The sequence below is a fragment of the Enterobacter cloacae complex sp. 677-3DZ2D5B genome (genome assembly GCF_004136695.1).
Lineage (GTDB): Bacteria > Pseudomonadota > Gammaproteobacteria > Enterobacterales > Enterobacteriaceae > Enterobacter > Enterobacter hormaechei_C.
Map to the genome: position 1 here is coordinate 325544 of NZ_QFLS01000001.1, position 26999 is coordinate 352542.

Genomic DNA, 26999 nt, shown 5'->3' on the forward strand with positions numbered 1-26999 from the left:
GCGTATGACGCGGCACTGTTTTTCAGGGAAGTAAAAACATTGGGATTCTTACAAAAAACACGTCATTCGCACGCCCGTCCGAACGTCCCTGCACTGGTGCAGGTGGCGGCGCTCGCCATTATTATGATCCGCTGTCTGGATGTGCTGATGATAATGAACACGCTGGGTCCGCGCGGAATGGGGGAATTTATTCACCGCAGCGCGCAGACGTGGAATCTGACGCTGGTGTTTCTCAGCAGCCTGATGCTGGTGTTTATTGAGATCTACTGTGCGTTCTCGCTGGTGAAAGGCCGTAACTGGGCGCGCTGGGTGTATCTGCTGACGCAGATCACCGCCGCAGGCTACCTGTGGGCCGCCTCGCTGGGCTATGGCTATCCGGAGCTGTTCAGCATACCCGGTGAGTCGCGACGTGAGATTTTCCATTCACTGGTGATGCAAAAACTGCCGGATATGCTGGTTCTGTTCCTGCTATTTGCACCAGCTTCGAGCCGGCGGTTCTTCCGCCTGCAATAATGTGTATAATCGCAGCCCTCGTGTTTCTTAAGGTTTTCATATGCAGTGCGCACTCTATGACGCCGGACGCTGCCGCTCCTGTCAGTGGATAGAACAGCCGGTCTCTCAACAACTCACCGCCAAAATGGCCAACCTGCAACAGCTGCTGGCAGCACACGCGGTGGGCGAGTGGTGCGCACCCGTCAGCGGCCCGGAGCAGGGCTTTCGCAATAAAGCCAAAATGGTGGTCAGCGGCAGCGTTGAAAAGCCGCTGCTGGGGATGCTGCACCGCGACGGTACGCCGGAAGATTTAACCGACTGCCCGCTGTATCCCGCCTCGTTTGAGCCGGTGTTTAGCGCTCTGAAACCGTTTATCGCCCGGGCGGGGTTAACGCCCTATAACGTTGCCCGCAGGCGCGGCGAGCTGAAATACCTTCTGCTGACCGAAAGCCAGATCGACGGCGGGATGATGCTGCGCTTTGTGCTGCGTTCGGAAAACAAGCTGGAGCAGCTGCGCGCGGCACTTCCGGGATTGCAGCAACAGCTTCCGCAGCTCAAGGTTATCACCGCAAATATTCAGCCGGTGCATATGGCGATCATGGAAGGGGAGAAAGAGATCTTCTTCACCGAACAGCATGCGCTGGAGGAGCGTTTTAACGGCGTGCCGCTGTGGATCCGTCCGCAAAGCTTCTTTCAGACTAACCCCACCGTCGCCAGCGCGCTGTACATCACCGCGCGCGACTGGGTGCGTGCGTTACAGGTTCATCACATGTGGGATCTGTTCTGCGGCGTCGGCGGCTTTGGCCTGCACTGTGCCACGCCAGACATGCAGCTCACCGGCATTGAGATCTCCGCCGAAGCGATTGCCTGCGCGAAGCAGTCCGCCGCGGAGCTGGGGCTGACGAATCTGCACTTCCAGGCGCTGGACTCCACGCAGTTCGCGACCGGGCAGGGCAACGTGCCGGAGCTGGTGCTGGTGAACCCGCCGCGCCGGGGCATCGGCCAGGCGCTCTGCGACTACCTGAGCCAGATGGCGCCGGAGTACATCGTCTACTCCAGCTGTAACGCGCAGACCATGGCGAAGGATATCGCCAGCCTGCCGGGCTACCGCATCGCGCGCGTTCAGCTTTTCGATATGTTCCCCCATACCGCCCATTATGAAGTGTTGACGTTGTTAACCAAAGCGTAGGCCGGGTAAGGCGAAGCCGCCCCCCGGCATAAACCCCACACAATGTTCAACAAAATGTGAACTCTTCCCCCGCTCGAAATCAGGTAAGCTTACGACATAACAAATGATTGAAGGCTTACCCATGAAGCAGATCCTGCTGGTAGAAGATGACCACGATATCGCGGCACTCCTGCGTCTTAACCTGGAAGATGAAGGCTACGCCATTACCCACGAGCCCGACGGGGGCAACGCCTTACAGCGTCTTGAAACACAGCCGTGGGACGCGGTGATCCTCGATCTGATGCTGCCGAATGTTGATGGTCTGGAGATTTGCCGCCGTATCCGCCAGATGACCCGTTACCTGCCCATTATCATCATTAGCGCCCGCAGCAGTGAAACTGACCGTATTACCGGCCTGGAAACCGGGGCGGATGATTATCTGGCAAAACCTTTCTCGGTGCAGGAGCTGATTGCCCGCATTAAGGCGCTGTTCCGCCGACAGCAGGCGATGGGCCAGGCGCAGACGGACGGCATTATTCAGGCGCACGGTCTGACTATCGATCCGCTGGCGCGCACCGTGCGTCTTAACGGTCAACACGTCGATCTCACTCCGCGTGAATTTGAACTGCTCTATTTTTTTGCTCGTCATCCTGGAGAGGTCTTTTCACGTCTGGCATTGCTGGAGCAGGTGTGGGGGTATCAGCACGAAGGCTACGAACACACCGTCAACACCCATATTAACCGCCTGCGCATCAAAATAGAAAAAGATGCCGCCGAGCCGGAGATCGTTCGCACCGTCTGGGGCAAAGGCTACAAATTTGCGGAGCAGAATCATGATGCGTCGCTTTAGCCTGAGCCAGCGCCTGACGCTGCTGTTTACGGTGTTACTGCTGCTCTGCGCCACCGTCGCCTGTGCGGTGCAGCTCTACAGTAGCATGCAGTACGGCAACGCGATGGTGCAGCGGCTCTCCGGCGGGCTGGCGCAGCAGATTGTGCAGCGGGAAGCGATTCTGGATTCGCAGGGCAGGGTGGATCGCAGCGCCTTAAAACCGCTGTTCGACCGGCTGATGACCTTTAATCCGAGCGTCGAGCTGTATGTTGTCTCGCCTGATGGCGATATCCTGGCCGATGCCGCCCCGCCGGGGCACATTCAGCGGCAAAAAATTGACCTCGCGCCGATACAGAATTTCCTGAGCGGGACGGTGATGCCGGTGTTTGGCGACGATCCCCGAAGCCAGAATAAGAAAGTCTTCAGCGCCACCCCGCTGCGGCAGGACGGCGAGCTGAAGGGGTATCTGTACATTATTTTGCAGGGGGAAGAGTCCAACGCGCTGGCGGAGATGGCCTGGCACAAAGCGCTCTGGAGTACGGCGCTGTGGTCGATGCTGCTGGTGGCGCTGTTTGGTCTGCTGGCGGGGGTGCTGCTCTGGTACTGGGTGACGCGCCCGGTTAAAGAGCTCACGCTGGACGTGGCCGGGCTGGAGCAGGACAGCATCAGCGCGATTAAGCAGCTGGCGGCCCAGCCGCTTGAGCCTGCCGGCCAGGATGAAGTGGCGATCCTGCGCAATACCTTTATCGAGCTGGCGCGCAAAATCACCTCTCAGTGGGATCGGCTGGCCGACAGCGACCGCCAGCGCCGGGAGTTTATCGCCAACATTTCGCACGACTTACGCACCCCGCTGACGTCGCTGCTGGGTTATCTGGAAACGCTGTCGCTCAAATCCGCCACGCTGTCGCCGCAGGAGCATCAGCAGTACCTCGCTACCGCGCTGCGTCAGGGGCAAAAGGTACGCCATCTGTCGCAGCAGCTGTTCGAGCTGGCGCGTCTTGAGCACGGCGGCATCAAGCCCCAGCGCGAACGTTTTGCCATGGCTGAACTGATTTCCGACGTGGCGCAGAAGTTTGAGCTTACCGCCCGCACGCGCGAGGTGAACCTGCGTATTGATGTGCCGGGGCGATTGCCGCTGGTGAACGCCGACGTGTCGATGATCGAGCGCGTGGTCACTAACCTTCTGGATAACGCCATCCGTCATACGCCGAGCGGCGGAGAAATTCGTCTGGCGGTCTGGCAGGAGAATGAACGACTTCAGGTCGAAGTGGCAGACAATGGTACGGGCGTAGATGCCTCGCTGCGCGACGATTTGTTCCAGCGGCCTTCAGCGTTAAATCCTCAGGCGTCGCGGGAGAACCGTGGGGGATTAGGGCTGTTAATCGTGAAGAGAATGCTGGAGCTGCACGGCGGTGGGATCAGGCTGATGGAGTCCGTGAGCGGGGCGCGGTTCAGGTTCTTTGTACCGCTATGAGAAATTGCCGGGTGGCGCTGCGCTTATCCGGCCTACAGACCACCCCCGCAGGCCAGACCACCCGGCAAAAAGAGATTACTGAGGGAACCACTGCTCGCTGATTTTCTGGTACGTACCGTCAGCTTTGATCGCTTTCAGCGCGCCGTTCAGTTTCTCAAGCAGAGCCTTGTTATCCGGACGCACGGCAATACCGAGGCCAGTGCCGAAATACTGCGGATCGGTCACTTTCTCCGTCGCTGTACCCAGCTGCGGGTTGGTTTTCAGCCACTCATTCACGACTGCGGTGTCGCCAAATACGCCATCGATACGGCCATTTTTCAGGTCGATAATGGCATTCTGGTAGCTGTCGTAGGCCACGGTTTTCACTTCAGGATGCTTGTCCTGGAGGTATTTCTGGTGCGTGGTGCCGTTCTCCATGCCGATGCGCTTGCCTTTCAGCTCGTCGAAAGATTTATAAGCTCCTTTCTTCGCAATCACCACCGCAGAGTTCGCGTAGTACGGGTCGGTGAACGCGACCTGCTTGCTGCGCTCTGGCGTAATGTCCATGCCGGAGATCACCGCATCGTATTTTTTAAATTTCAGGGACGGGATCAGGCTGTCAAACGCGTGGTTAGTAAAGGTGCAGTCGGCCTGCATCTGTTTGCACAGCGCTTTCGCCAGGTCAATGTCGAAACCGACGATCTGGTTGCTGGCATCCAGCGATTCAAACGGCGGATAGGTGGCAGAAACGCCAAAATTGATTTTATCGGCGGCGGATGCGCCAGCGGCGAAGGTTGCGAGTAATGCGGCCAGAACTAACTTTTTCATTGTAATGCTCCCGTCTGTCTTATTGATGCGCCGTGTCTGCGGCCTGGATGTACAATGCCAGTTAATGAATTTATATGCAATAAAAATGATTAAGTATTATTTTAATCACAAAAAAAAGCGGATAACCCATCAGGTTACCCGCTCCATGAATACCGTTTTATGCATTTGGGTGGTTAATTCCTGCGCTCAAACGCTAACGCCTTACGCTCGATAAGACGCATCATCAGCGTCAGCAGACCGTTGACCACCAGATAGACCAGACCCGCCGCACCGAACACCATTACGTCGTAGGTGCGTCCGTACAGCAGCTGTCCGTGGCCCATCACTTCCATCAGGGTGATGGTGTAGGCCAGTGAGGTGCTTTTGAACACCAGAACGACTTCGTTGGAATAGGAAGAGAGCGCGCGCTTAAAGGCATAGGGCAGCAGGATCGCCAGCGTATCCTTCTTGCTCATGCCCAGCGCTCCGCAGGACTGCCACTGGCCTTCCGGGATCGCGCGAATGGCACCGTAGAACAGCTGCGTGGTGTAGGCGGCGCTGTTCAGCGAGAGGGCAATCAGGGCGCAGAGCCACGGTTCAGAGAGCAGGTGCCAGATCACCGGGTATTCCTGTAACGACGGGAACTGCCCCGGGCCGTAGTAAATCAGGAAGATTTGCACCAGCAGCGGCGTACCGGTAAAGAGCGTAATGTAGCCACGTACAATCCACACCAGCACTGGCGTTTTCAGCGTCAGGACGATGGTGAAGATCAGCGCCAGGATCAGCGCCACGATGATAGACGCGACGGTCAGCGTCAGGCTGGTGTGCAGCCCTTTCATCAGTTCGGGTAAATAATCCAGCATCAGCCTGGTCTCCGTTCAAAACGCGTTGCGCGCAGGTCAATACGCTTCAGAACGTACTGGCTCAGCAACGTGATCACCAGGTAGATTGCCGCCGCGACGATGTACCAGGTAAACGGCTCCTGCGTACGGGTGGCGATACTTTTGGTTTGCAGCATCAAATCGTTCACGCTGATCAGGCTTACCAGCGCGGTATCTTTCAGCAGTACCAGCCACTGATTACCCAGCCCTGGCAGGGCATGACGCCACATCTGCGGCATCACCAGGCGGAAGAAGATCGCCGCTTTCGACAGGCCCAGCGCCTGACCGGATTCCCACTGACCCTGTGGCACCGCTTTCAGCGCGCCGCGCAGCGTTTGTGACGCATAGGCTGAATAGAGCAGGGAGAGCGCAATCACGCCGCACAGGAACGGGCTGACGTCGAAGTTCTCGATCTGCATCTGCACCGGGATTTGCGCAAAGCCGAGATTAATCGTGAAGCCGTCCGACAGCGTTAACAGCAGCTGTGAGGAGCCGAAATAGATAAACAGGACCACCAGAATTTCCGGGAGTCCACGCAGCACAGTCACCAGCGCTGAACCGAGCCATGCGACAGGGCGCCACTTAACGGACTCCCACACCGCAAAGAACATCGCCAGTACGAGGCCGATAATCAGTGCACAAACGGCAAGGCCGACGGTCATCCCGGCGGCGCTTGCTAAAGGAAAAATTTCATTCATCAGGAATTACTTCTGGAACCATTTTTTGTAGATGGTTTCGTAGGTGCCGTCTTTCTTCACTTTTTCCAGCGCAGCGTTGAATTTCTGCTGCAACTCGGTGTTGCCCTGACGTACGGCAATACCCAGACCTGTACCGAAGTAGTCTTTATCGGTCACCTTGTCACCCACGGCAGCCAGCTTGTCGTTCGCTTTCAGCCATTCAGTCACGACAGCCGTATCCCCGAACACCGCATCGATACGACCGTTTTGCAGGTCCAGTTTCGCATTCTGGTAGCTGTCATACGGCACGGTGGTGATTTCCGGGTGCTTATCCATGATGAATTTCTGGTGCGTGGTGCCGTTCTGCACGCCGACTTTCTTGCCTTTCAGCAGGTCAACGGAGGCGTATTTACCTTTCTGACCGATGAACAGCGCAGAGTTGTCGTAGTAAGGGGTGGTGAACAGAACCTGCTTCTCACGCTCCGGAGTGATGTCCATACCGGCCATTACGGCGTCGATACGGCGGAACTTCAGGCTTGGGATCAGGCTGTCGAACGCCTGGTTGCTGAAGGTACAGGTCGCGTCGATCTCTTTACACAGGGCATTTGCCAGGTCCACGTCGAAGCCAACAATCTTGTTGTTCGCATCGATGGATTCAAACGGAGGGTAGGACGCTTCAGTGGCGAAACGGATGGTCTGGGCTGCGGTAGCGGAAAGGCTGACGCTAGCAAGCAGCGCGGCAATCAATACTTTTTTCATTATAATTTCCCTAACACATCAGTGTGATAAGTAGTTTTTGAAGGCATCGGTTTGCGGGTTAGTGAAGCAGCTCGCGTCACCCTGCTCAACGATATACCCGTTTTCCATATAGACCACGCGGCTGGCGGTTTTGCGCGCCACTTCCACCTCGTGGGTCACGATGACCTGGGTAATGTTGGTTTCCGCCAGCTCACGAATGATACTCACGATCTGGGCAGTAATTTCCGGATCCAGCGCCGCGGTCGGCTCATCGAACAGCAGCACCGCTGGCTCCATCATCAGCGCACGGGCGATCGCCACACGCTGTTGCTGACCACCAGAGAGATGCAGAGGATAACGGTCGCTGTACGGTTTCAGACGCAGACGTTCCAGCAGCTTTTCAGCGCGCGCCATCGCCTGGTCTTTGCTTAAGCCAAGCACGCGGCACGGGGCTTCAATCAGGTTTTGCACCACCGTCAGATGCGGCCAGAGATTGTATTGCTGGAAAACCATGCCCACGTTTTGACGCAGTTCACGAATCGCTTTATCAGAAGGGGTTTTCGCGAAGTCAAAATGGTTACCGGCGATGGCCAGCGTTCCCGAACGGGGCATTTCAAGCAGATTTAAAACACGCAGAAGGGAGCTTTTTCCCGCGCCGCTTGGGCCAAGCAAAACCAGCGTTTCGCCCTCCGGGCAACTCAGCGTAATGTCGAACAGCGCCTGGTGTGCGCCGTAGAAGCAGTTAATGCCGTTTAGTTTAATACTCATCGGGGCAGTCTTTACTCATCCAGGCAAACTATAGCAATTGAGGCCGCAGATAGTACCGTTGACAGAATAGTTATGCAATATTTATGCGTTAAAAGTTAAATATAACCCGTGTTTACTCTTAAACATAGCACAAAATAGCGACGGGAAAGGGGGGCGAGTATAAATGTCGGCATTCCGCCTGAAATGCCGGACATTTTACGGGGTTAACGTTTATTTAACGGATGCGTTAGCGGTTCTCAATCGACTGGCGAAGGGTGCCTGCCGGGGCATGAACGCTGCCGCCAATGTAGCGTACATCATCTACTGCCCAGCACTGGCCTTCACGGATCATCAGCACCTCATCCTGCCAGGTTTGCGTCCCCTGGGTTAGCTTCACGCGCAGGGGAATATTGCGTGCGTCAGTATTTGGAATGGTGGATGCGCTGGCGACGTCGGCGCTGTCCGGCAGCGTGGCGCGGCTGGAGAACGGATCGGATGACAGCAGGGCGTTATGCTGCGGATCGCGCGAAGCGTCGGTGAGCAGTTTCGCCAGATTATCGCTCAGGTACGGGCGCAGGGCGGTCAGGTCATTACCGCGATGCTGAATACGGTAATCATAGAATTGTTGCGCCACGGCGTCCGGGCCACCCTCAATACAAGGGCCGCTGCGGGTTCCGATATCCTTAAAGGCTGGCGTGACCGGCGTTGTGCAGGCGCTGAGCACCAGCGCGCATGGCACTAAAAGCGTTAAAGCAGAGTAGCGCATGTTGATTTCCTTATTTATTAACTATCCTTTCAATCATAGCGTAACGAACCGATAATGCAGTTGCTAACGCATTGAACGCTAAAGAAGGAGAGAAAGTATGCAGTTTTCAACAACGCCAACCCTGGAAGGTCAACCGATTACCGAGTACTGCGGCGTGGTCACCGGTGAGGCGATTCTGGGCGCGAACATATTCCGGGACTTCTTTGCCGGCATTCGGGATATCGTCGGGGGTCGCTCCGGCGCGTACGAGAAAGAGCTGCGTAAAGCGCGTGACATTGCGTTTAAGGAGCTGGGCGAGCAGGCCAAAGCGCTGGGCGCGGATGCGGTGGTAGGTATTGATATCGACTACGAAACGGTCGGGAAAGATGCCAGCATGCTGATGGTGAGCGTAAGCGGTACGGCGGTGAAAACCCGTCGATGAAGCGTTCGCTCTCAACCCTCCTGCTGGCGATATTGCTGGCAGGATGCGCCTCGGAAGAGGGCATCGTTGATAAAGGCGCGTACGAGCTGGATACGCGCCATCAGGCGCAGGCGGCCTACCCGCGTATAAAGGTGCTGGTTATTCACTACACCGCCGACGATTTCGACACCTCGCTTGCGACCCTGACCGATAAAAACGTCAGCTCTCACTATCTCATTCCCGCAAAGCCCCCAGCACCCCAGGGCAAACCGCGTATCTGGCAGCTGGTCCCGGAGAGCGAGCTGGCCTGGCATGCGGGCATCAGCTTCTGGCGTGGCACCAACCGCATAAATGATACCTCCGTCGGCATTGAGCTGGAAAACCGCGGCTGGCGGCAAACCGATGGCGTGAAAACCTTTACCCCCTTCGAACCGGGGCAAATTGCGGCGCTGATCCCGCTTGCCAGAGACATCATCGCCCGCTACGACATAAAACCGCAGAACGTGGTGGCACACTCGGATATCGCCCCGCAGCGCAAAGACGATCCTGGCCCGATGTTTCCGTGGCGCGAGCTGGCGCAGCAGGGTATCGGGGCCTGGCCCGATCCGGCGCGGGTGAATTTTTATATCAACGGCCGACCGCATTATCAGCAGGTTGATACCGCAGCGCTGCTCGATCTGCTGGCGCGCTACGGTTACGAGGTGCCAGAAAACAGCACGCCCGCACAGCAAAAACGCATCATCATGGTTTTCCAGATGCATTTCCGCCCGCAGTTATGGAATGGCGTAGCGGATGTGGAAACCATGGCGATTGTCGAAGCACTTTTAGAGAAATACGGGCAGGGGTAAACCTTCGGATTACCCCCGAGTGAGTATATTTTCTTAAGTTTCTATCAGATTAATCCTAAGTACAAACTCATTTCATTTTTAGTTAATTGACTTAAAATTATCCCGATTTAAGATGGACACATAGCGCGCTAAGTAATGTAGCGAATTAATCAAAAACTTTACTCTTTTATTTTTATTCTTGAGATTTTCATCAGGTAAAAATTTATGGTTCGGCGTAAATGCCGCGGCCATCTTATTTTAAAAAATCACATCTTAAATCGGGTATAACAATGTTAAGCATCTATGGAAAAAAATTACGTCCACAATATGAAATGGAAAGAATTATTTCTGCAACCGCAGGCGTTGAAGAAAAAACGTTAAAGAAATGGCAGAAAATTTCCACTACTGATTCCGGTTACATTCATGTCATCGTCAGCGGCGAAGTCGAATTTCGACGTGAATCTGACGAACTGTGCATGTTTACTGTCACCGGACAATGCCTTTTCGGCCTATCGTCAATGTATTACAACGCCACCCATATGTACGGCCTTGTCCGGACGAATACGGTCGTTCGCTCGATCAAGAAAGAGGTCTTCGCCCAGCTGATGACCGAAAAAAATCTGTGGCCTGACCTGACCAAAGTCCTTTCCTGGTACATATGCCTGATGAGCAAACGTGATGATGTTCTGGTTGCCCGCAGTGCGTATTCTGTTGTTCGTGAATTTTTATATGAGATCAACGATCTGACTGTTCATCAGCAACGTGATATTAACGTTTATGATTACATTCAGGAATACACTAACCTCGCACGTAGTACTATTATCAAAATCCTCTCCGATCTGAAAAAAGGTCAATATATTGTGGTGGAAAAAGGTCGATTGCTTAACCTCACCGCACTGCCTGAAAAATATTAATACTTACTCCCGCTGTTCTCCTTTCTCACTCAAAGGAGAACGGCTATTTCCACTGTTTTTTACACTCGCTTGTGAATTATCCTGCGTTTCGTCAACCGGCGGCGCGGGAATTTTTCCTTGAGAATAATCCTGCTCCTGCTCTTTTAATGCCTGCTTAAATAATTCCGTTAATGATGACTCTTCACTGCTCGTGCTGGCGGGGGCGATATCGTGCTCATGCGCCTCGGTTCCGGGTAAGGTATCCCGCGAGGTATCGTGCGGCACCGCGCCCTCGGGCGCCTGCTGCCAGTCGGCATCATCACTGCTGATCGGCAGATCCTGCATCGGTGGAACATCAACATGCACTGGCGCAACTTTAGGCTGCGGATGCGGGAACGGTTTACTCACGTACACGTAATGCATTTCCGAAAGCTGCGTTTCCGGTTTGGCAACGCTGGCGTTGACCGGTTCAGGTGCCGGGTGGCGCAGGTTCCAGTAGACGTGCATATACAGGCCGACAACCAGCATGGCGCAAAGCCCGACCAGCCATAACGCTGTTTTGCCGAATACGTTTTTCAGGCTGGGGAGGCGGTACGAAAACCAGACCGCTTCCCCGGTTGTATAGCTGCGCTGGGCCGCAAGGCAGATGGTCGACATTAGGCTTTCTTCTCCTGCATTTTTGCGTCCGGGGTGGTGCGGGTTGCCTGAATCAGTACGCCCGGCGTGCTGTTGGTCACGCGCATCAGCTGCATCAGCGTTTCTTCACCGGGGATGCCATCCACGTGCAGATGCATTTTTTGCTGGAACTCGCGGGTGCGTTTCATCATTTCTGCGGTCCAGATCCGGGCATGCGTTTCGGGCTGGCTCAACGCGATGCTTAACTGCTGATCGAGCCAGGCCATGTCTTTGCTGTCGCTGGCCGTGCCGATCGCGTCTTTTCCTTCCGGTGTCAGGCGGTGCAACTGGGTGAAGTTGCCGGTCGCATGCCGGTTAAACCAGCTGCGGCTTACCTGCCAGGTCCGGTTATTCATTAACAAGTCAATTGATGTATCTCCGACCCTGGCGACCACTGCATAGTTAAGGTGACCGCTGGTTTTCAGCTCACTGACCCACGGATACCCTTCCTGCGCCAGCGTCTGCGGGGACGCGTTCCCCTGTTTACACATCAGGTTCACTTTAGCGGCGTTCTGGCACAGCGCATCGTCGGCCGAGGCGTCATACCCCCACATGAGATAAAGCTGATGCATCGCATCCGGCTGATTAACTATTTCGTTGTCGATAACCGGCACTACGGCTGCCTCAGGTTTTGGCGTCTGCTGTTTCCAGCTGACGGGCACCGGCAGCTGGATCGGCAGGCGCGCGCCGATCGACGAGGTAAAATACCAGCCGCAGGCGGCAAATAGCACGGACGCAAACAGCCCCACGGTTGCCAGGCGCTTACCGTGTTTTTTGGCGGGCAGGATCTCTCCCGCCGCCAGACGTAAATGGCGTGGGCTGACCTGCGCCGCGCGTTCCGTCCAGGCGGCGAGCATTGACAGGTGTGCCAGCGCGTTCAGTTTGCTGATGTTGCCTTTGGTCAGCGTGTGCATTTTGCGCACGCGGGCAGGCGGCAACGGCGAATGTTCACAGTCGTGTTCTTCGCACTGCGCCTGCACATAGCTCAGGTATTCGCGGCAGGTGAGGGGGCGCAGGACATGATGTGTGTGCGTATATTCGCGCAGTTCAGGTTGCTTTAGCAGGCGTTCCTGCTCCGCAGCACCCGTCAGCACCACGGCGAGCCGGAAGTTCAGCTCCTGGGCGCGCGTGAGCAGCGTTCCCAGGACTTCACGGCAGCTCTCCTTCATGGCTTCGGAATGGGCGATGGTCAGCACTCTGGATTTTGCTTTCCCCTCCTGCCACTGGCGCAGGACGGCATCCACCGCCTGCATGCGATCTTTAATCGCTTTCGTTCCCGGGTTGAGTTTGTACAGCAGGCTACTGGCACTCAGTTTGGGAAACGCGTTGATGGCAATAACGGTATTGCTGCTGGCTTTCAGCGCGTCGATGAAGTGGCTCAGAAGCGGAGCGTCGTCGCAAAAAAGCCCGATAATACCCGCCAGCTGGGTTTTCTCTTTCAGCAGGTTGAACACGTCCTGATGATAAGGCACCAGAAAATCACCGGATAAACGGGTGATTGTCCTGAATGGCGGATTTTTAAAATTAAAGTGGCTCTGATACATAACGACTGACCGTCTCTGATTAGGAATAGCAACAGCAGCAGAAAGTAAGGTAATGCCCCTGAGCGGTCAATTTGCAGACAGGGTAAAAATATCCAGCTGGCCGCGCCTAACATCTGGATTTTATACGGTCAATATTTTTCTGTATGAAAGTTGGTGGCGAAGTCAGTGGTCGTATTTGCAACAGCTTATTACTATTTTCCTCCATATTGGCGCAGTATGACGCTGCTTATTTTTGCTTTGCTATAGGCCGGATAAAAAATGAGGTTCTCATTTCTGTCACGGGGGATAACGCCTTGTATTATGTTTGTGCTGCTCATTTTTAGCGGCCAGCAAGGGTATCTCACCTTAAAAGATTATAAAAAAGTTACGAATAAGTTGGCTAAAGCTGATCTACAGCCGCTGAAAAAAACGCGCGAGGATAAACCCTTCACGCTTTTTACGGCTGCCGTCCGTCAGGAGAACTTAGCGGATGCGGCAAAAGCCCCGCTGGCAGCGGAGATAGAGGGCATTGTGCGCAGTGATGACGCCTGGCTCTCCTTTGCTGTTATCAAAACCCCAGGCGGTCAGCGAAGCTACCGTGAGGGTGAACCTCTCGCCGGATTTAACGACGCATTTATTCAGGAAATAAACAAAGATAATGTGGTGGTTAATTATGAAGGTGCTACGCAGGTACTGGCGTTAAATAAACCGGACTATTTTAAGGGGGGCGTGGATAGCGGCCCGGTTACACAATCGACGAAAGATGCTGGCGCAGAAAGTTTGCATCTTGATGATTATCTGGTGTTAAAACCCATCATTGAAAAAGGCCGACTGGAAGGCTACAGGATAAATCCAAGGAATGCCTCCGCCTTTTACAGTCAGTCAGGTCTGGAAAAAGGCGATGTGGCGGTTCAGGTTAACTCTGTCGATATGACCGATGAAGCAAAAGCGAAAAGCATTATTGCCAACTGGTCGAAAATGAAAGAAGCGGATGTCGTCGTGCGGCGTCACGCTCACCTTGAAAATATTCGGGTTAATGTTCTAAACAATTAACAAGTGTGCAGACATGAAAAAATTTCCCTGGGCGTGCGTGGCGCTGACCGCATTGTCGTTATATTCCAGTTCGCTGCTTGCAGCTAACTTTAGCGCGAGTTTTAAAAATACTGATATTCGCGAGTTTATCGATACGGTAGGCCGCAATCTCAACAAAACCATTCTGGTCGACCCGTCCGCCCAGGGCACCGTCTCGGTCCGAACCTACAACGTGCTGACGGAAGATGAGTACTACCAATTCTTTCTGAGCGTGCTGGATCTCTACGGCCTGTCGGTGATCCCGATGGACAACGGCATGGTCAAAGTGGTGCGCTCAAGCGTGGCGCGTACCGCCGGTGCGCCGCTGGCAGACAGCAAGAACCCGGGCAAAGGTGACGAGATCATCACCCGCGTGGTGCGCATGGAAAACGTACCCGTTCGCGAGCTGGCCCCGCTGCTGCGTCAGCTCAACGATGCCACTGGCATCGGGAACGTGGTGCACTTTGAGCCGTCCAACGTCCTGCTGTTAACCGGTAAAGCCTCGGTGGTGAACCGCCTGGTGGATCTGGTGCAGCGCGTCGATAAAGACGGTATTCAGCGCCGCGAAATCATCCCGCTGCGCTTTGCCTCTGCCAAAGAACTTTCGGATATGTTGAACAACCTCAACAACGAAGAGCAGAAAGGGCAGAACGCGCCGCAGCTGGCGACCAAGGTGGTGGCGGATGACGAAACCAACAGCCTGGTGATCAGCGGTTCGGAAGATGCGCGCGCGCGTACCCGTTCCCTTATCCATCAGCTGGATCGCGAGCAGAATAACGAGGGGAACACCCGCGTCTTCTACCTCAAATATGCCAGCGCCACCAAAGTGGTGCCGGTGCTGACCGGGATTGGCGAGCAGCTGAAAGACAAGCCGGGCGCGGCCAAAGCGAAAACCGCGAGCGCCTCAACCGATCTGAATATCACCGCCGACGAGTCAACCAACTCCCTGGTGATCACCGCGCAGCCTAATGTGATGAACTCCCTGGAGAAGGTGATCGACAAGCTGGATATTCGCCGTCCGCAGGTGCTGGTGGAAGCGATCATTGCCGAAGTGCAGGACGGCAACGGCCTGGATCTTGGGGTGCAGTGGACCAGCAAGCACGGCGGCGTGCAGTTTGGCGCTACCGGCCTGCCAATCAGCCAGATTAAAAATGGCACCATGAAAGGGGCGAGCTTCACTGGCCTTGCGACCGGCTTCTTTAACGGTGATTTCGGTGCGCTGATGACCGCGCTCTCCACCAACGGCAAAAACGACATCCTCTCCACGCCAAGCGTGGTCACGCTGGATAACAAAGAAGCGTCATTCAACGTCGGTCAGGATGTGCCGGTGCTTTCCGGTTCGCAAACCACCAGCGGCGACAACGTGTTTAACTCCGTTGAGCGTAAAACCGTCGGTACCAAGCTGAAGATTGTGCCGCAAATCAACGATGGCGACATGATCCACCTGAAGATTGAGCAGGAAGTGTCCAGCGTTGACAACAGCGCGACGGAAGATTCCAGCCTCGGCCCAACCTTCAACACGCGCACGATCAATAACGAAGTGATGGTTCACAGTGGCCAGACGGTGGTGCTCGGCGGCCTGATGGAAAATGTGACCAAACAGTCCGTCTCCAAAGTGCCGCTGCTCGGCGATATCCCGCTGGTCGGGCAGCTGTTCCGCTACACCTCGCAGGATACCTCTAAACGCAACCTGATGGTGTTTATTCATACCACCGTCCTGCGTGACGACGACAACTACAGCGCAGCCTCGAAAGAGAAATATGACCAGATCCGGGTGCGCCAGATGCAGCGCGTGGAAGAGAAAAAGCTCGGTATTGTTGAGCCGAGCGACAATGCCGTCCTGCCCGCGTTTCCTTCAGCAAGCCCTCACGTCGCACCGGTGAAAACCTCCGCGGCACGCAATCCGTTTAAAGAGTAAGGCGGAGGGATAAAACGTGGACGAACTGAGTAAATCCCTGTGTAGCAGCAACTACGCAAAAGATAACGGCGTTCTGCTTTACAACAATGACGTCTATATCCGTGAGGACACCCCGGCGTTAGCACTGCTGGAGGTGCGCCGGGTGCTTGGACGCGCGTTCGTCCCGATCACCCTGGCGCCGGAAGCGTTTGATGAGATGCTGGCCAAAATCTGGCAGCAGAGCAGCGGCGTGTCGCAGCAGCTGGTGGACGACATGGACGCGGATATCGATCTGATGGCGTTAACCGAGGAGATCCCGGATAACGAAGATCTGCTCGATAACGACGAAAACTCGCCGGTGATCCGCCTGATCAACGCCATTCTCGGCGAGGCGGTGAAGGACGGCGCGTCGGATATTCATATCGAAACCTTCGAGCGCACCCTGAGCATTCGCTTTCGCGTTGACGGCGTGCTGCGCCCGGTGCTGCAACCGGCGCGTAAGCTCGCCCCGCTGCTGGTATCGCGAATCAAGGTGATGTCGAAACTCGACATCGCCGAGAAACGTCTCCCCCAGGATGGCCGTATCTCCCTGCGCATCGGTCGCAAGGCGATCGACGTGCGTGTGTCGACCATTCCGTCCCAGTACGGCGAGCGCGTGGTGATGCGTCTGCTCGATAAAAGCAATCTCAAGCCGGACATCAACAAGCTGGGGCTGATTGATGAAGAACTGGAGAAGCTGAAAGGGCTGATCGAACGCCCGCACGGGATCATCCTCGTTACCGGCCCGACGGGTTCCGGTAAAAGCACCACGCTGTACGCCATTCTTTCAGCGCTGAACGGCCACGAACGCAACATTCTGACCGTGGAAGATCCGATTGAGTACGAGCTGGAAGGGGTGGGGCAGACGCAGGTTAACCCGCGCGTGGACATGACCTTTGCCCGCGGGCTGCGCGCCATTCTGCGTCAGGACCCGGACGTGGTAATGATCGGGGAAATTCGTGACGGTGAGACCGCCCAGATTGCGGTGCAGGCGTCGCTGACCGGTCACCTGGTGATGTCGACGCTGCACACCAACAGTGCCGCAGGGGCGATAACCCGTCTGCGGGATATGGGGCTGGAGTCCTTCTTAATCGGTTCATCGTTGCTCGGTGTCATTGCCCAGCGTCTGGTGCGTCGACTGTGTACGCACTGCCGGACCACCAGTCCGCTGGACGCCAATGAAAAAGCGCTGTTCAGCTTTATGGACGCGCCGCCAGAAGCGATTTACCGCGCGGTGGGGTGCGAACACTGCCGTCAGAGCGGCTATCAGGGCCGCGCCGGTATTCATGAATTTCTGGTGGTGGACAGCGCCATGCGCCGCGCCATCCATGAAGATAAGGACGAAATGTCCCTCGAAACGCAGCTCTTTAAGCAGGCCTACAGCCTGCGTGAAAACGGGCTGCTGAAGGTGATCGGCGGCGTGACGTCTCTGGAAGAGGTCATGCGCGTCACCGCCGAGCGTGGGGGGGATGCATAATGGCTTTCTACGCCTGGACAGCGACGGATGCCGCGGGGAAAACCCAGCGCGGGACGTTACAGGCCGAGGGGCAGAAGCAGGTTCGCCAGTGGCTTCGCGAGCAAAAACTGATGCCCGTCAGCATTACCGAAACCCGCGAAACGGCGGCTGGCGGGAAAGCGAAAACCGGGGTGAAGCTCTCCACTCCGGTGCTGTCGATGTTTACCCGTCAGCTTTCGACGCTGGTCAACGCCGCGCTGCCGCTGGAGAGCGCGCTGAAAGCGATCTCGAAGCAGACGGAAGACAAAAAGCTGGCGGCGATGGTGGTGGAGATCCGCGAGAAGGTGGTGGAAGGCCACACCCTGTTCGATGCCTTCAGCCAGTTCCCGCGCACCTTCGACAAGCTTTACTGCACGCTGGTGATGGCCGGGGAGAAAACCGGTCACCTGGGCGACGTGCTGGAGAAGCTGGCGGAGTACAACGAGCAGCGCCAGAAAATGAAAAGCAAGCTGACGCAGGCGATGGTCTACCCGATAACCCTCACCGTGGTCGCCATCGCGGTCATCAGCATACTGCTAGTGGCGGTGGTGCCGCAGGTGATCGAGCAGTTCACTCACATGAAGCAGCAGCTGCCGATCACCACCCGGACGCTGATTGCGGTAAGTGATTTCCTGCAAGCCTGGGGCATTTATATTGTGGGCATTCTGGGGGGCGGCTTTATCGGCTTCAAAACCTGGCTGAGGAATGCCAAAAACCGTTTTCGCTGGCACAGCTGGCTGGTGAACGGCTCGCCGATTAAAAAGCTGGTCTGCGCCATCAACAGCGCCCGCTATATCCGTACCCTGAGTATTTTGCAGGCCAGTAGCGTGCCGCTGCTGGAGGGGATGTATATCGCGATGGACGGTATCGAAAACTGCTATGCCCAGCAGGTGCTGGAGCAGGCCGCCGACACCGTGCGCCAGGGGGCGTCGCTGTATGCGGCGCTGGAACAGGCGAAATTATTCCCGCCCACCATGCTGTATATGATTGCCTCCGGTGAAGAGAGCGGGGAATTAGGTAATTTAATGGATCGCGCGGCGGAAAATCAGGAATCGGCCTTACAACATCGAATTACATTAACGCTGTCGGTCTTTGAACCGGCGCTGGTGGTATCCATGGCGACGATTGTTTTATTCATCGTGCTTTCAATATTACAACCGCTTCTGCAACTTAATAATATGGTAGGTTAAATCATGGCTTTAAAACGTAAAAACCTGGCTCGCCAGGCGGGCTTCACATTGCTCGAATTAATGGTGGTCATTGTTATTCTCGGCGTACTGGCGAGTATGGTGGTGCCAAATTTAATGGGCAATAAGGAAAAAGCCGATACGCAAAAAGCAACCAGCGATATTGTCGCGCTCGAAGGCTCGCTGGATATGTACAAGCTGGATAACCACCGCTACCCGACCACTGAGCAGGGTTTGCAGGCGCTGGTGACCAAACCTGAAATCGCGCCAATCCCGAACGGCTACCGCACGGACGGCTATATCCGTCGCCTGCCGCAGGACCCCTGGGGCAATGATTATCTTCTGGTGAGCCCGGGTGAACACGGCGCGGTGGACGTCTTCTCAGCCGGTCCGGACGGCGAAGCCAATACCGCCGATGACATTACCAACTGGTCTCTGGATAAGAAAGAGAAATAATGAAAAATCAACGCGGCTTTACGTTGCTGGAAATTATTCTGGCGCTGGTGATATTTGCCAGTTGCGCCATGATGGTGGTGTCCACCATTCCTTCGCGCAGCGGCGCGGATATATTTGGCCAGCAATTAAAAGCGCTTGTTGATTATGGTTCAGACCGTGCGGTGATGGACGGAAATATTGTCGGGCTGGTGATCGCCACCGATAAATATCAGCTGGTGACGATCGCCGATGAAAATGGCGAGCGTCACTGGGTGCCATTATCTGCCGGACGCATTACCACCAAAGGTGATTTTCCGGAAGAGATGCATGTGTCGCTCTCGCCGCAGCGCCTGGCCGCGACGGTGACGTCCGAGCCGCAGGTGATCTTTTTACCGGACGGTGAAATCAGCCGCTTTACGCTGACGCTGCAAAGTTATGACAAACAGCACCATTTCCGCGTGGTGTCGCAAGGTGCGGCGCCGGTATCGGTAGAAAACGATGGCTAACGGCAACAAAAAGCAAAAGGGGATGACGCTGCTGGAGGTGATGGTCGCTTTGGTGATTTTCTCCACCGCCGCGCTGGCGCTGATGAACTCGGTCTCCCTGAACGTGCGTTTTACCCATGGCCTGGCCGATACCTTGCAGGCCACTTGGGTGGCGGAAAACCAGCTGGCGGAAGCACAGCTCACGAAAACCGACTTCCCGGATGCTGAACAGCAGGGGACGGAAATCATGGGCGGGCGCAGCTGGAACTGGCGTAAGCAGCGGGTGAAAACGGCCGACAACGTCTGGGCGAATACAATACGCGTGTATGCGGAAGGCGATGAGAGCCAGCCGGTTATTTCCCTGCATATCATTCCGCCGGGAGAGAGCAAGTGAAGAAAATGCGACGCCAGCGCGGATTTACCCTGCTGGAGATCATGATTGCGCTGACTATCTTCGCGGTGATCAGCACCCTGGCCTGGCAAATTCTGGACGGCGCGATGCGTACCAGCTCGGCGACGGATGCCAGCGCCGCAAAGCTCAACCAGCTTCAGCGCGCCTGGAGTCTGATGGAGCGTGATTTTTTCCAGCTTCAGGCGCGCGCCCCGCGTAATGAGCCGGAGCTGTTTCGTCAGGCGGGCGATGCCCTTGAACTGACCACCCTGAATGGCGTGAGCGGAACGGTCCAGCTGGAGCGCGTGCGCTGGCGGCTGGAAGAGGGGCGTTTGTATCGCGACGTCTGGCCGGTCATTGACGGCCCGGCGGACGTTAAGCCTGACGAAGTGCCGATTGTCAGCGGCGTTAAATCATTGCAGTGGCGGTTTTATCGTCAGGGCTGGCTGAAAAGCTGGAGCGACGCCGCCCATCTGCCGGACGGCGTGGAGGTTACGTTGACGATGGAAAACGGGGATACCTGGCGCTGGGTGTTTACCACGCCGGGTGATATGCCGGAGGTGGCCGCTGCCGCGGCGCCAGAGAAAGCCGCCGACGCGCCTGGGACGCCCCCGGATGCAGCCCCTGCGCCTGCCCCTTCGCCGGAGACCAGACCATGAAGCGGATCCGTCAACAACAGGGCGTCGCCCTGCTGGTGGTGCTGATTTTGCTGGTGATGATGTCGGCGCTGGCCGCCAAAATCAGCCAGCAGTTCTGCCGTAATTTGCAGAAAACGCATTATCAGGTAAGCCAGCAGCAGCTGCGCTGGGCGATGCAGGCCCAGGAAAAAGTGGTGAAGGACCGATTACAGACCGACGCCAGCGGCGAGAGCAAGCCGCTGGCGCTGGACGGCGACTGGCATCAGCCGCTGGAGACGCAGGGTGAAGATTACACGGTCGTGAGCCAGGTGGAAGATGCGCAGGACTGCTTTAACGTCAATAACCTGTTGACCGCCGACATCGCACCCCAGGGGCAAAGCGCTCCCGCGGTGGCGGAAACACCGCGTAAAGCGCGGATTGTAGAACAACTTCTGACGGAAAGTGGGCTCAGTCCGGGCACGGCGGAGGCGGTCTATTTCCAGCTGGTGGATTATCTCGATGGTGACAGCACCACGGCGAAGGAGGGGGCCGAAAGCGATGCGTGGGCTGGCGTCGTGCCCGCGCGGCAACCGGCAAATCAGATGATGCGCAGCATCGCGGAAATCAAACTGCTGCCGGCGTTCCCTGTTACGGCATATCCAAAGGTGAGCAAGCTGTTATGCGCGCTGCCGGACGCCGCCAGCAAGGTGGACGTGAACACCCTGCAACCGGAACAGGCCGCCGTGCTGGCGGCCATGTTCCCGGGAAAACTCACGCGGGATGACGCCGTTCGCCTGCTGGATTCGCGTCCGGAATCGGGCTGGGAAAATATGGAAGCGTTCAGCAAAGCGCTGGAGCAGGCCTTCCCGCAGTTAAAAGACGATCTCCCGCAGGTGGTGGATCAATTTTCTATAAACAGCCGGTACTTCCGCGTGAATTACACCGGCAATACCGATGAATTAACGCTTCGCGTGGTCAGCCAGCTTCAGGTGAATAACGAAGCCGGTGAGATCGTGACGTGGCAGCGTCGTTACCGAATGATTGAATAAGAAAAGTAGAACGTTATGAAACAGGTACTTTTTGTTCGTCCCGACAGCCGCGAGGGCGGGAAAATAATGTGGTGTGAGTCCGGCAGCGAGCGCGTCGAGGTGGTCGACAGCCTGGAGATGCTGGCCGAACACCCCCTGGCTACGCGCGTTTGTCTCCTGTTACCCGCCAGCGACATGATTTTCCGCCATTTTAGGCTACCGAAAAAGGTGGCTTCTCAGGGAATGGCCTTCTCGTGGATGGCAGAAGAGACGCTGATTGGCGACGTGGACAACCTCCACTGGACGGTACTCCACAAAAAAGGCGCCGACGTCGACGCCGTGGCCATTGACGCCGACCGCCTGCGCGCAACATTAACCCGCTGTCAGGAGGCCGGATTAAACGTGATTCAGGCCCTGCCTGATGCCTGGCTCCTGCCCGTGACGGCAGGGGGCAGCACGCTGGTCGCGCAGGATGATGGCTACTGGCTGCGTTTATCGCCCCATGTGGCGGGTGAAATGGAGGCAACCCTGCTGCCGCTGTTAATGCAGAAAGCTGGGGTCGGGGAAGTGTGGTGTTACGGCGATGCGCCTGCGAAGGTGCACGTTGACGTGCAGCATGCCTGGCAGCATCCGCTGGCGCTGATCCAGCCGCAGTGGCAAACCTGTCGCGTTAACCTGCTTCACGGTGAATTCAGCCTTAAGGCCGGTCATGGGCGGGCGGCGAAAAGGATGAAAGCCGCGATGGTGGCGGCGGGCGTGCTGTCTGTTGGTCTGCTGCTGGGGCCACGCATTGCGATGGCCTGGATGCTGGTGCAGCAGGAAAATCGGGTGCAGCAGGAGATCGTCCAGGTTTATCAGCACCATTTCCCCAGCATGCGCCAGCAGACCAATATCAAATATCACTTTGGCCAAAGCCTGAAAAAACAGAGCAAGGGGTTCTTTCTTCAGCTTGAGGAGCTGGAGAAAGCCCGGCAGTCAGTCCCTGCGATGGAGATCGATCTGCTGGAATACGATGCGCAGCAAAACACCCTGACGCTGAGCGTCAGCGCGCAAAACCAGCCCGCGTTGCAGGCGTTTGTTAACCAGACCAGTGAGAATTTTGATTTTACCTTACAGCCTGTTTCAACAACCGAACCGTATACCGCCATGATCGCAGGGAAACATAAATGAAAGAGCGAATCGCACAGCTGAAAGCGCGCTATCAGAATTACAGCGCCCGGGAAAAAATCATTTTAAAAATATGTGCCGTTGCCATTGTGGGGGCAGCGGTGTATTACACAGGAGTGATCCCCTTGGATAATATGATTAAAAATAGTAAATCGACACTTAAAAGACAAAAAGAGACGCTTAACTGGATGCGCAGTGAAATTGATAAAAATCATCTTCAGATCCAGTTAGTCAAAACGGATAATCCGCGTACGGTGGTCGAGAATAGCGCCCATGAAATTAACCTTTCGCTGACGGATGTGCGCCAGGAGGGGCAAACTTTATCGTTCGTGGTGAATCGGGTTAATGTGTATGAATTAAAAAGCTGGCTGCGTGAAATTAATCAGACCACCGGTGTGAGATTGCAAAAAATAAACCTCACGCCGCTTGACCACCTCAGCGATGTGAAAGCGCAGGTGCAACTCACCTGGGCAAAAAACGCATGAATACCTTCGCGCTGATGCGGGATGCCTTTCCGGTAGGGTTCCCGATAATGAGTGCGATCCTGGGCGGCATTGTGGGCAGTTTTCTTGGCGTTGTCGCCGAACGCGTACCGGGGATGGTGATGGATGAGGAGGGGAGCGGTAATCTGCTCATTCCGGCCTCGCACTGTCCGGTGTGCCAGCACGCGCTCGCCGCGTGGGAAAACATCCCGCTGCTCAGCTGGCTTTTATTACGGGGGCGCTGCCACCAGTGCGGCAGCGCGATCCCGCTGCGACTCTTTCTGGTCGAACTGATCTCCGCCTTGTTTTTTGGCATCACGGCCTGGTGCATGCCAGACGTTCAGGCGCTGTTCTCTTTGTGGTTACTGGCGGCTTTTTTACTGCCGCTGGCCATGATCGACTGGCAGCACCAGCTGCTTCCGGACTGCCTGACCCAGCCGCTGCTGTGGGCAGGTCTCTTGCTTCATGTGTTTGACCACACGTTGCTGCTACGCGATGCGCTGTTCGGCGCGGTGGCGGGCTATCTGTCGCTCTGGCTGCTCTACTGGGCTTTTCGTCTGATCACGGGACGAGAAGGTCTGGGTTACGGGGATTTTAAGCTACTGGCGGCGCTGGGCGCCTGGTGCGGCTGGCAGGCGTTGCCCTCTATTGAGCTGGCGGCAGCGTTAAGCGGTATTGTCGGTTATTTCGCCGTAAATAATTTAAATAAAAATAACCTCACTATTTCTTTTGGTCCTTATCTCGCCTTTGCTGGAATAGGGGTTTTTATTAGTCAGCAAATTGCTTTCACATTTTAAATATACAGGTCAAGATTTTTTATAAATCTTTTTGATGGAGGAAGGAAAGGACGATCCTTTACGCTCAGTGTATCGTAAGAGATATAAGCTACACGGGATTTGGCTTGTATCTTTTAATGGAGGAATACAACGCAGTAACAATTTTTTGTTCACGGCACTCACGTTGGTTAAATACGCATTACGCGAAACGCATCCATGATCTCACGGAAGACATGGGTTACTACGTTATAAATAAATTTATCAGGAAATAAAAATGAAATTTATGAAGCCAAAATATCTGGCGCTCTTTATTGCGGCGGCAACCAGCTCCGCATTTGCAGCAGCGCCAGGTGCACCGACGATCGGCTATGGCAATGACAAATTTGCCCTGGTGGAAGTGGATCAGGCTGCACAGGATTATAACAATCTTGTCAAAGTGCATAACGATGGCGTGGATGTAAAAGTTGAGTGGAACGTCTGGAGTGGTGATGCGCCAACTTCTGCGAAAGTTCTGCTGGACGGACAGACCGTATGGACCGGCGCAGCCGGTGCGACGGGCTCTGCAACGTTTAAAGTGAAAAAAGGCGGGCGTTATCAGGAACAGGTTGAAGTCTGTAATGCCAGCGGCTGTGCGAAAAGCGCCAGTAAGCTGATTATTGTGGCTGACACCGACGGTAGCCACCTGCTGCCGCTGAATACGTCTCTCCAGGAGAACAACAAAGCGTTCGCGAAGCATACCGATAAAGTGGTTGCGGCCTACTTCCCGGAATGGGGCGTTTACGACCGTAACTTCCCGGTTGATAAGATCCCTGCGGCAAACCTCAACCACATTCTGTACGGCTTCATTCCAATCTGTGGCGGTGACGGCATCAACGACGGCCTGAAAACCATTGAAGGTGGTAACAGCTTCCGCGTGCTTCAGAACGACTGTAAGGGCCGTCCTGACTTTACCGTGGCGATCCACGACCCATGGGCTGCGCTGCAAAAACCACAGGCTGGCGTCTCCAACTGGGATGATCCGTACAAAGGTAACTTTGGCCAGCTGATGGCGCTGAAAAAAGCGCATCCAGGCCTGAAAGTGCTGCCATCTATCGGCGGCTGGACGCTTTCCGATCCGTTCTTCCACATGGGCGACCCGGCTATCCGAGCACGCTTTGTCTCTTCTGTGAAAGATTTCCTCCAGACGTGGAAATTCTTTGACGGCGTGGATATCGACTGGGAATTCCCGGGCGGTGGCGGTGTAACCGAAAACCTGGGTAACCCGCAGCAGGATAAAGCAACCTATACCGCACTGATGCACGACCTGCGCACCATGCTGAACGAGCTGTCTGCACAGACGGGCCGTACCTATGAACTGACCAGCGCCATCGGTGCAGGTCGCGATAAGATCGAAGACGTGGATTACACCACGGCTCAGCAGTATCTCGACCACATCTTCCTGATGAGCTACGACTTCTACGGCGGCTGGAGCAACACCGTTCTCGGCCACCAGGCTGCGCTGCGTGCGCCAGCATGGCGTCCGGACACTGATTACACCACTGAAAACGGCGTTAACGCGCTGCTTGCGCAGGGTGTACAGCCAGGCAAGATCGTGGTGGGTGCGGGCATGTATGGCCGCGGCTGGACCGGCGTGCATGGCTACACCGGTGACAATCCATTCACCGGTACGGCAACCGGCATGGTGAAAGGCACCTGGGAACCGGGCGTGGTTGACTACCGTCAGATCGTGAACGAATACAAAGGCAAACCGGGCTGGGAATACGGCTACGACACGACCGCTGAAGCCCCTTACGTCTTCAACAAATCCACCGGCGACCTGATCTCGTATGAAGATGCGCGTTCAACCACGGCGAAAGGCAAGTATGTTCTGGCCAATAAACTGGGCGGTCTGTTCGCGTGGTCTATCGACTCTGATACCGGCGACATTCTGAATGCGATGAACGAAAGCCTGCTGGGCGGCGACTCGACTCCGGTTGATCCGGTGGTCACCAACCACGCGCCAATCGCGTCCTCTGCCGATCAGAACGTGTCTGGCCCGGCAACCGTCACGCTCGATGGCTCTGCTTCCAGCGATCCTGATGGCGATGCGATTACCTACAAATGGACTCAGGTCTCTGGTCCGTCTGTCACCATCAACAACAGCACCAAAGCGAAAGCGACCTTCAATGTTGCGGCAGCGACCACCGACCAGACCATGACGTTCCGCCTGACGGTGACCGATGCAAAAGGCCTGAGCAACGCGATTGATGTCCAGGTGGTGAACAAGGCGCCGAAAGCTAACCAGGCACCGGTTTTAAACCCAATGGAAGCGATCACGCTTGAATCTGGTGAAACCTATGCGCTGCATGCCCAGGCTGCGGACCCAGACGGTGATGCGCTGACCTACGCCTGGAGCGTACCAGCAGATATGCACGCCACCGGAACTGACTCCGCGAACGTGAATATCACGGCGCCGGAAGTGAGCTCGACGTCTACCTACACCCTGAGCGTGGTAGTGAGCGACGGTAAGACCAGCGTGCAGTCTAACGTCCAGGTTACCGTGAATCCGAAAGCGGCGCCTGCACCGGTACCTGCTGACGAAGACACTAACCCGGTGGATGACGTTACCCCTCCGGCTGATGATGTGACTCCTCCGTCTGACAAAGGAAGCTGCGATGCACCTGTGGATGCTAACGCCAGCAAATACGCGGCGTGGGAATCCAGCAAAATCTACAACGGTGGCGATACCGTAAGCTTCGACCATCTGGTGTGGAAAGCGAAGTACTGGACTCAGGGCAATCAGCCTGGCTTCGGTGTGGATGCATGGGAGCTGGTGAGCAACGTGAAGATGAACTGGCGTTCTGACCTGGTCTACAACGGCGGCGACACTACCACCTATGAAGGTAACGTTTACCGTGCGAAATGGTGGACCCGTGGTGATAACCCAGCCAACAGCGACGTATGGGTAAAAGAAGGCGCATCAACAGATTGCAAATAATCTAACCCATTAATCACTCCCCCTTTAGAGGGGGAGTGATTCAAAATTCATTTTACAGGATGTTGGTAAGGAGAAA

General features: G+C 55.7%; 28 protein-coding genes. 20 read left to right on the plus strand and 8 right to left on the minus strand.

Annotation, left to right across the window (positions count from 1 at the left end; all coding sequences use genetic code 11):
• The first annotated feature begins 15 nt into the window (after positions 1-15).
• From DD597_RS01635 to DD597_RS01650, 4 genes are all read left to right on the plus strand, one after another.
• Positions 16-513, plus strand: coding sequence for a YbjO family protein (locus DD597_RS01635; protein WP_086527936.1), 498 nt, complete (start codon positions 16-18; stop codon positions 511-513).
• 40 nt (positions 514-553) lie between these two features.
• Entirely contained in the window at positions 554-1681 is a 1128-nt protein-coding gene (gene rlmC, locus DD597_RS01640) for a 23S rRNA (uracil(747)-C(5))-methyltransferase RlmC (protein ID WP_129255899.1), read from the plus strand.
• A gap of 121 nt (positions 1682-1802) precedes the next feature.
• Positions 1803-2510, plus strand: coding sequence for a response regulator transcription factor (locus DD597_RS01645; RefSeq protein WP_022650690.1), 708 nt, complete (start codon positions 1803-1805; stop codon positions 2508-2510).
• Complete coding sequence (locus DD597_RS01650) at positions 2494-3963, plus strand: sensor histidine kinase KdpD (RefSeq protein ID WP_022650691.1); 1470 nt, start codon at positions 2494-2496, stop codon at positions 3961-3963. Before DD597_RS01645 ends, DD597_RS01650 begins: the two co-directional genes overlap by 17 nt.
• Before the next feature lie 75 nt (positions 3964-4038).
• On the opposite strand, the gene artJ is transcribed toward DD597_RS01650, so the two are convergent.
• The 6 genes from artJ to DD597_RS01685 form a co-directional block, all read right to left on the minus strand.
• Positions 4039-4770: an arginine ABC transporter substrate-binding protein ArtJ gene (artJ, locus tag DD597_RS01655; protein ID WP_015571008.1), complete on the minus strand. Its 732-nt coding sequence runs from the start codon at positions 4768-4770 to the stop codon at positions 4039-4041.
• Positions 4771-4943: 173 nt separating this feature from the next.
• A complete protein-coding gene (gene artM / locus DD597_RS01665) occupies positions 4944-5612 on the minus strand; it encodes an arginine ABC transporter permease ArtM (RefSeq protein WP_003858369.1) in 669 nt (222 codons plus the stop codon).
• Complete coding sequence (gene artQ / locus DD597_RS01670) at positions 5612-6328, minus strand: arginine ABC transporter permease ArtQ (protein WP_003858367.1); 717 nt, start codon at positions 6326-6328, stop codon at positions 5612-5614. Before artQ ends, artM begins: the two co-directional genes overlap by 1 nt.
• 6 nt (positions 6329-6334) lie before the next feature.
• On the minus strand, positions 6335-7066 hold the full coding sequence (gene artI / locus DD597_RS01675; protein ID WP_006174322.1) for an arginine ABC transporter substrate-binding protein ArtI: 732 nt from the start codon (positions 7064-7066) through the stop codon (positions 6335-6337).
• An 18-nt stretch (positions 7067-7084) separates the two neighbouring features.
• On the minus strand, positions 7085-7813 hold the full coding sequence (gene artP, locus DD597_RS01680) for an arginine ABC transporter ATP-binding protein ArtP (protein ID WP_006809439.1): 729 nt from the start codon (positions 7811-7813) through the stop codon (positions 7085-7087).
• Positions 7814-8039: 226 nt separating this feature from the next.
• Complete coding sequence (locus DD597_RS01685; protein WP_023315717.1) at positions 8040-8558, minus strand: lipoprotein; 519 nt, start codon at positions 8556-8558, stop codon at positions 8040-8042.
• A 97-nt stretch (positions 8559-8655) separates the two neighbouring features.
• Between DD597_RS01685 and DD597_RS01690 the strand changes: the two genes are divergently transcribed.
• From DD597_RS01690 to DD597_RS01700, 3 genes are all read left to right on the plus strand, one after another.
• Complete coding sequence (locus DD597_RS01690) at positions 8656-8979, plus strand: heavy metal-binding domain-containing protein (protein ID WP_003858361.1); 324 nt, start codon at positions 8656-8658, stop codon at positions 8977-8979.
• Positions 8976-9806 (plus strand): N-acetylmuramoyl-L-alanine amidase, encoded by an 831-nt coding sequence (locus DD597_RS01695; RefSeq protein WP_032608935.1) that lies wholly within the window; start codon positions 8976-8978, stop codon positions 9804-9806. The genes DD597_RS01690 and DD597_RS01695 overlap by 4 nt, the downstream gene beginning before the upstream one ends.
• Before the next feature lie 269 nt (positions 9807-10075).
• Positions 10076-10699, plus strand: a complete 624-nt coding sequence (locus DD597_RS01700; protein WP_023315718.1) for a helix-turn-helix domain-containing protein — start codon at positions 10076-10078, stop codon at positions 10697-10699.
• Positions 10700-10702: 3 nt separating this feature from the next.
• On the opposite strand, the gene DD597_RS01705 is transcribed toward DD597_RS01700, so the two are convergent.
• On the minus strand, positions 10703-11335 hold the full coding sequence (locus tag DD597_RS01705; protein ID WP_023315719.1) for a hypothetical protein: 633 nt from the start codon (positions 11333-11335) through the stop codon (positions 10703-10705).
• Positions 11335-12897, minus strand: coding sequence for an ExeA family protein (locus DD597_RS01710; RefSeq protein WP_060579656.1), 1563 nt, complete (start codon positions 12895-12897; stop codon positions 11335-11337). Before DD597_RS01710 ends, DD597_RS01705 begins: the two co-directional genes overlap by 1 nt.
• 300 nt (positions 12898-13197) lie before the next feature.
• Between DD597_RS01710 and gspC the strand changes: the two genes are divergently transcribed.
• The 13 genes from gspC (at position 13198) to DD597_RS01775 (ending at position 26923) form a co-directional block, all read left to right on the plus strand.
• Positions 13198-13929, plus strand: coding sequence for a type II secretion system protein GspC (gene gspC / locus DD597_RS01715; RefSeq protein ID WP_032645856.1), 732 nt, complete (start codon positions 13198-13200; stop codon positions 13927-13929).
• A 13-nt stretch (positions 13930-13942) separates the two neighbouring features.
• Entirely contained in the window at positions 13943-15865 is a 1923-nt protein-coding gene (gspD, locus tag DD597_RS01720; RefSeq protein WP_129255900.1) for a type II secretion system secretin GspD, read from the plus strand.
• A 16-nt stretch (positions 15866-15881) separates the two neighbouring features.
• Complete coding sequence (gene gspE / locus DD597_RS01725; protein WP_022650700.1) at positions 15882-17360, plus strand: type II secretion system ATPase GspE; 1479 nt, start codon at positions 15882-15884, stop codon at positions 17358-17360.
• Positions 17360-18568, plus strand: coding sequence for a type II secretion system inner membrane protein GspF (gspF, locus tag DD597_RS01730; protein ID WP_129255901.1), 1209 nt, complete (start codon positions 17360-17362; stop codon positions 18566-18568). The genes gspE and gspF overlap by 1 nt, the downstream gene beginning before the upstream one ends.
• A 3-nt stretch (positions 18569-18571) precedes the next feature.
• The gene (gene gspG / locus DD597_RS01735) at positions 18572-19021 is read left to right on the plus strand and encodes a type II secretion system major pseudopilin GspG (protein WP_003858352.1); all 450 of its coding nucleotides are present in this window, start codon (positions 18572-18574) and stop codon (positions 19019-19021) included.
• Positions 19021-19506: a type II secretion system minor pseudopilin GspH gene (gspH, locus tag DD597_RS01740; RefSeq protein ID WP_032608942.1), complete on the plus strand. Its 486-nt coding sequence runs from the start codon at positions 19021-19023 to the stop codon at positions 19504-19506. Before gspG ends, gspH begins: the two co-directional genes overlap by 1 nt.
• Complete coding sequence (gspI, locus tag DD597_RS01745; RefSeq protein ID WP_048209018.1) at positions 19499-19879, plus strand: type II secretion system minor pseudopilin GspI; 381 nt, start codon at positions 19499-19501, stop codon at positions 19877-19879. Before gspH ends, gspI begins: the two co-directional genes overlap by 8 nt.
• Positions 19876-20535, plus strand: coding sequence for a type II secretion system minor pseudopilin GspJ (gene gspJ, locus DD597_RS01750; protein WP_045895452.1), 660 nt, complete (start codon positions 19876-19878; stop codon positions 20533-20535). The genes gspI and gspJ overlap by 4 nt, the downstream gene beginning before the upstream one ends.
• On the plus strand, positions 20532-21542 hold the full coding sequence (gspK, locus tag DD597_RS01755) for a type II secretion system minor pseudopilin GspK (RefSeq protein WP_023315728.1): 1011 nt from the start codon (positions 20532-20534) through the stop codon (positions 21540-21542). Before gspJ ends, gspK begins: the two co-directional genes overlap by 4 nt.
• A gap of 15 nt (positions 21543-21557) precedes the next feature.
• The gene (gspL, locus tag DD597_RS01760) at positions 21558-22691 is read left to right on the plus strand and encodes a type II secretion system protein GspL (protein ID WP_045337400.1); all 1134 of its coding nucleotides are present in this window, start codon (positions 21558-21560) and stop codon (positions 22689-22691) included.
• Positions 22688-23173 carry a type II secretion system protein GspM gene (gspM, locus tag DD597_RS01765; RefSeq protein ID WP_063159184.1) on the plus strand — a complete coding sequence of 162 codons (486 nt, stop codon included), beginning with the start codon at positions 22688-22690 and terminating at the stop codon, positions 23171-23173. The genes gspL and gspM overlap by 4 nt, the downstream gene beginning before the upstream one ends.
• Positions 23170-23967 (plus strand): A24 family peptidase, encoded by a 798-nt coding sequence (locus DD597_RS01770; RefSeq protein WP_058648673.1) that lies wholly within the window; start codon positions 23170-23172, stop codon positions 23965-23967. Before gspM ends, DD597_RS01770 begins: the two co-directional genes overlap by 4 nt.
• A 253-nt stretch (positions 23968-24220) precedes the next feature.
• Entirely contained in the window at positions 24221-26923 is a 2703-nt protein-coding gene (locus DD597_RS01775) for a glycosyl hydrolase family 18 protein (RefSeq protein WP_022650707.1), read from the plus strand.
• Positions 26924-26999 lie beyond the last annotated feature (76 nt).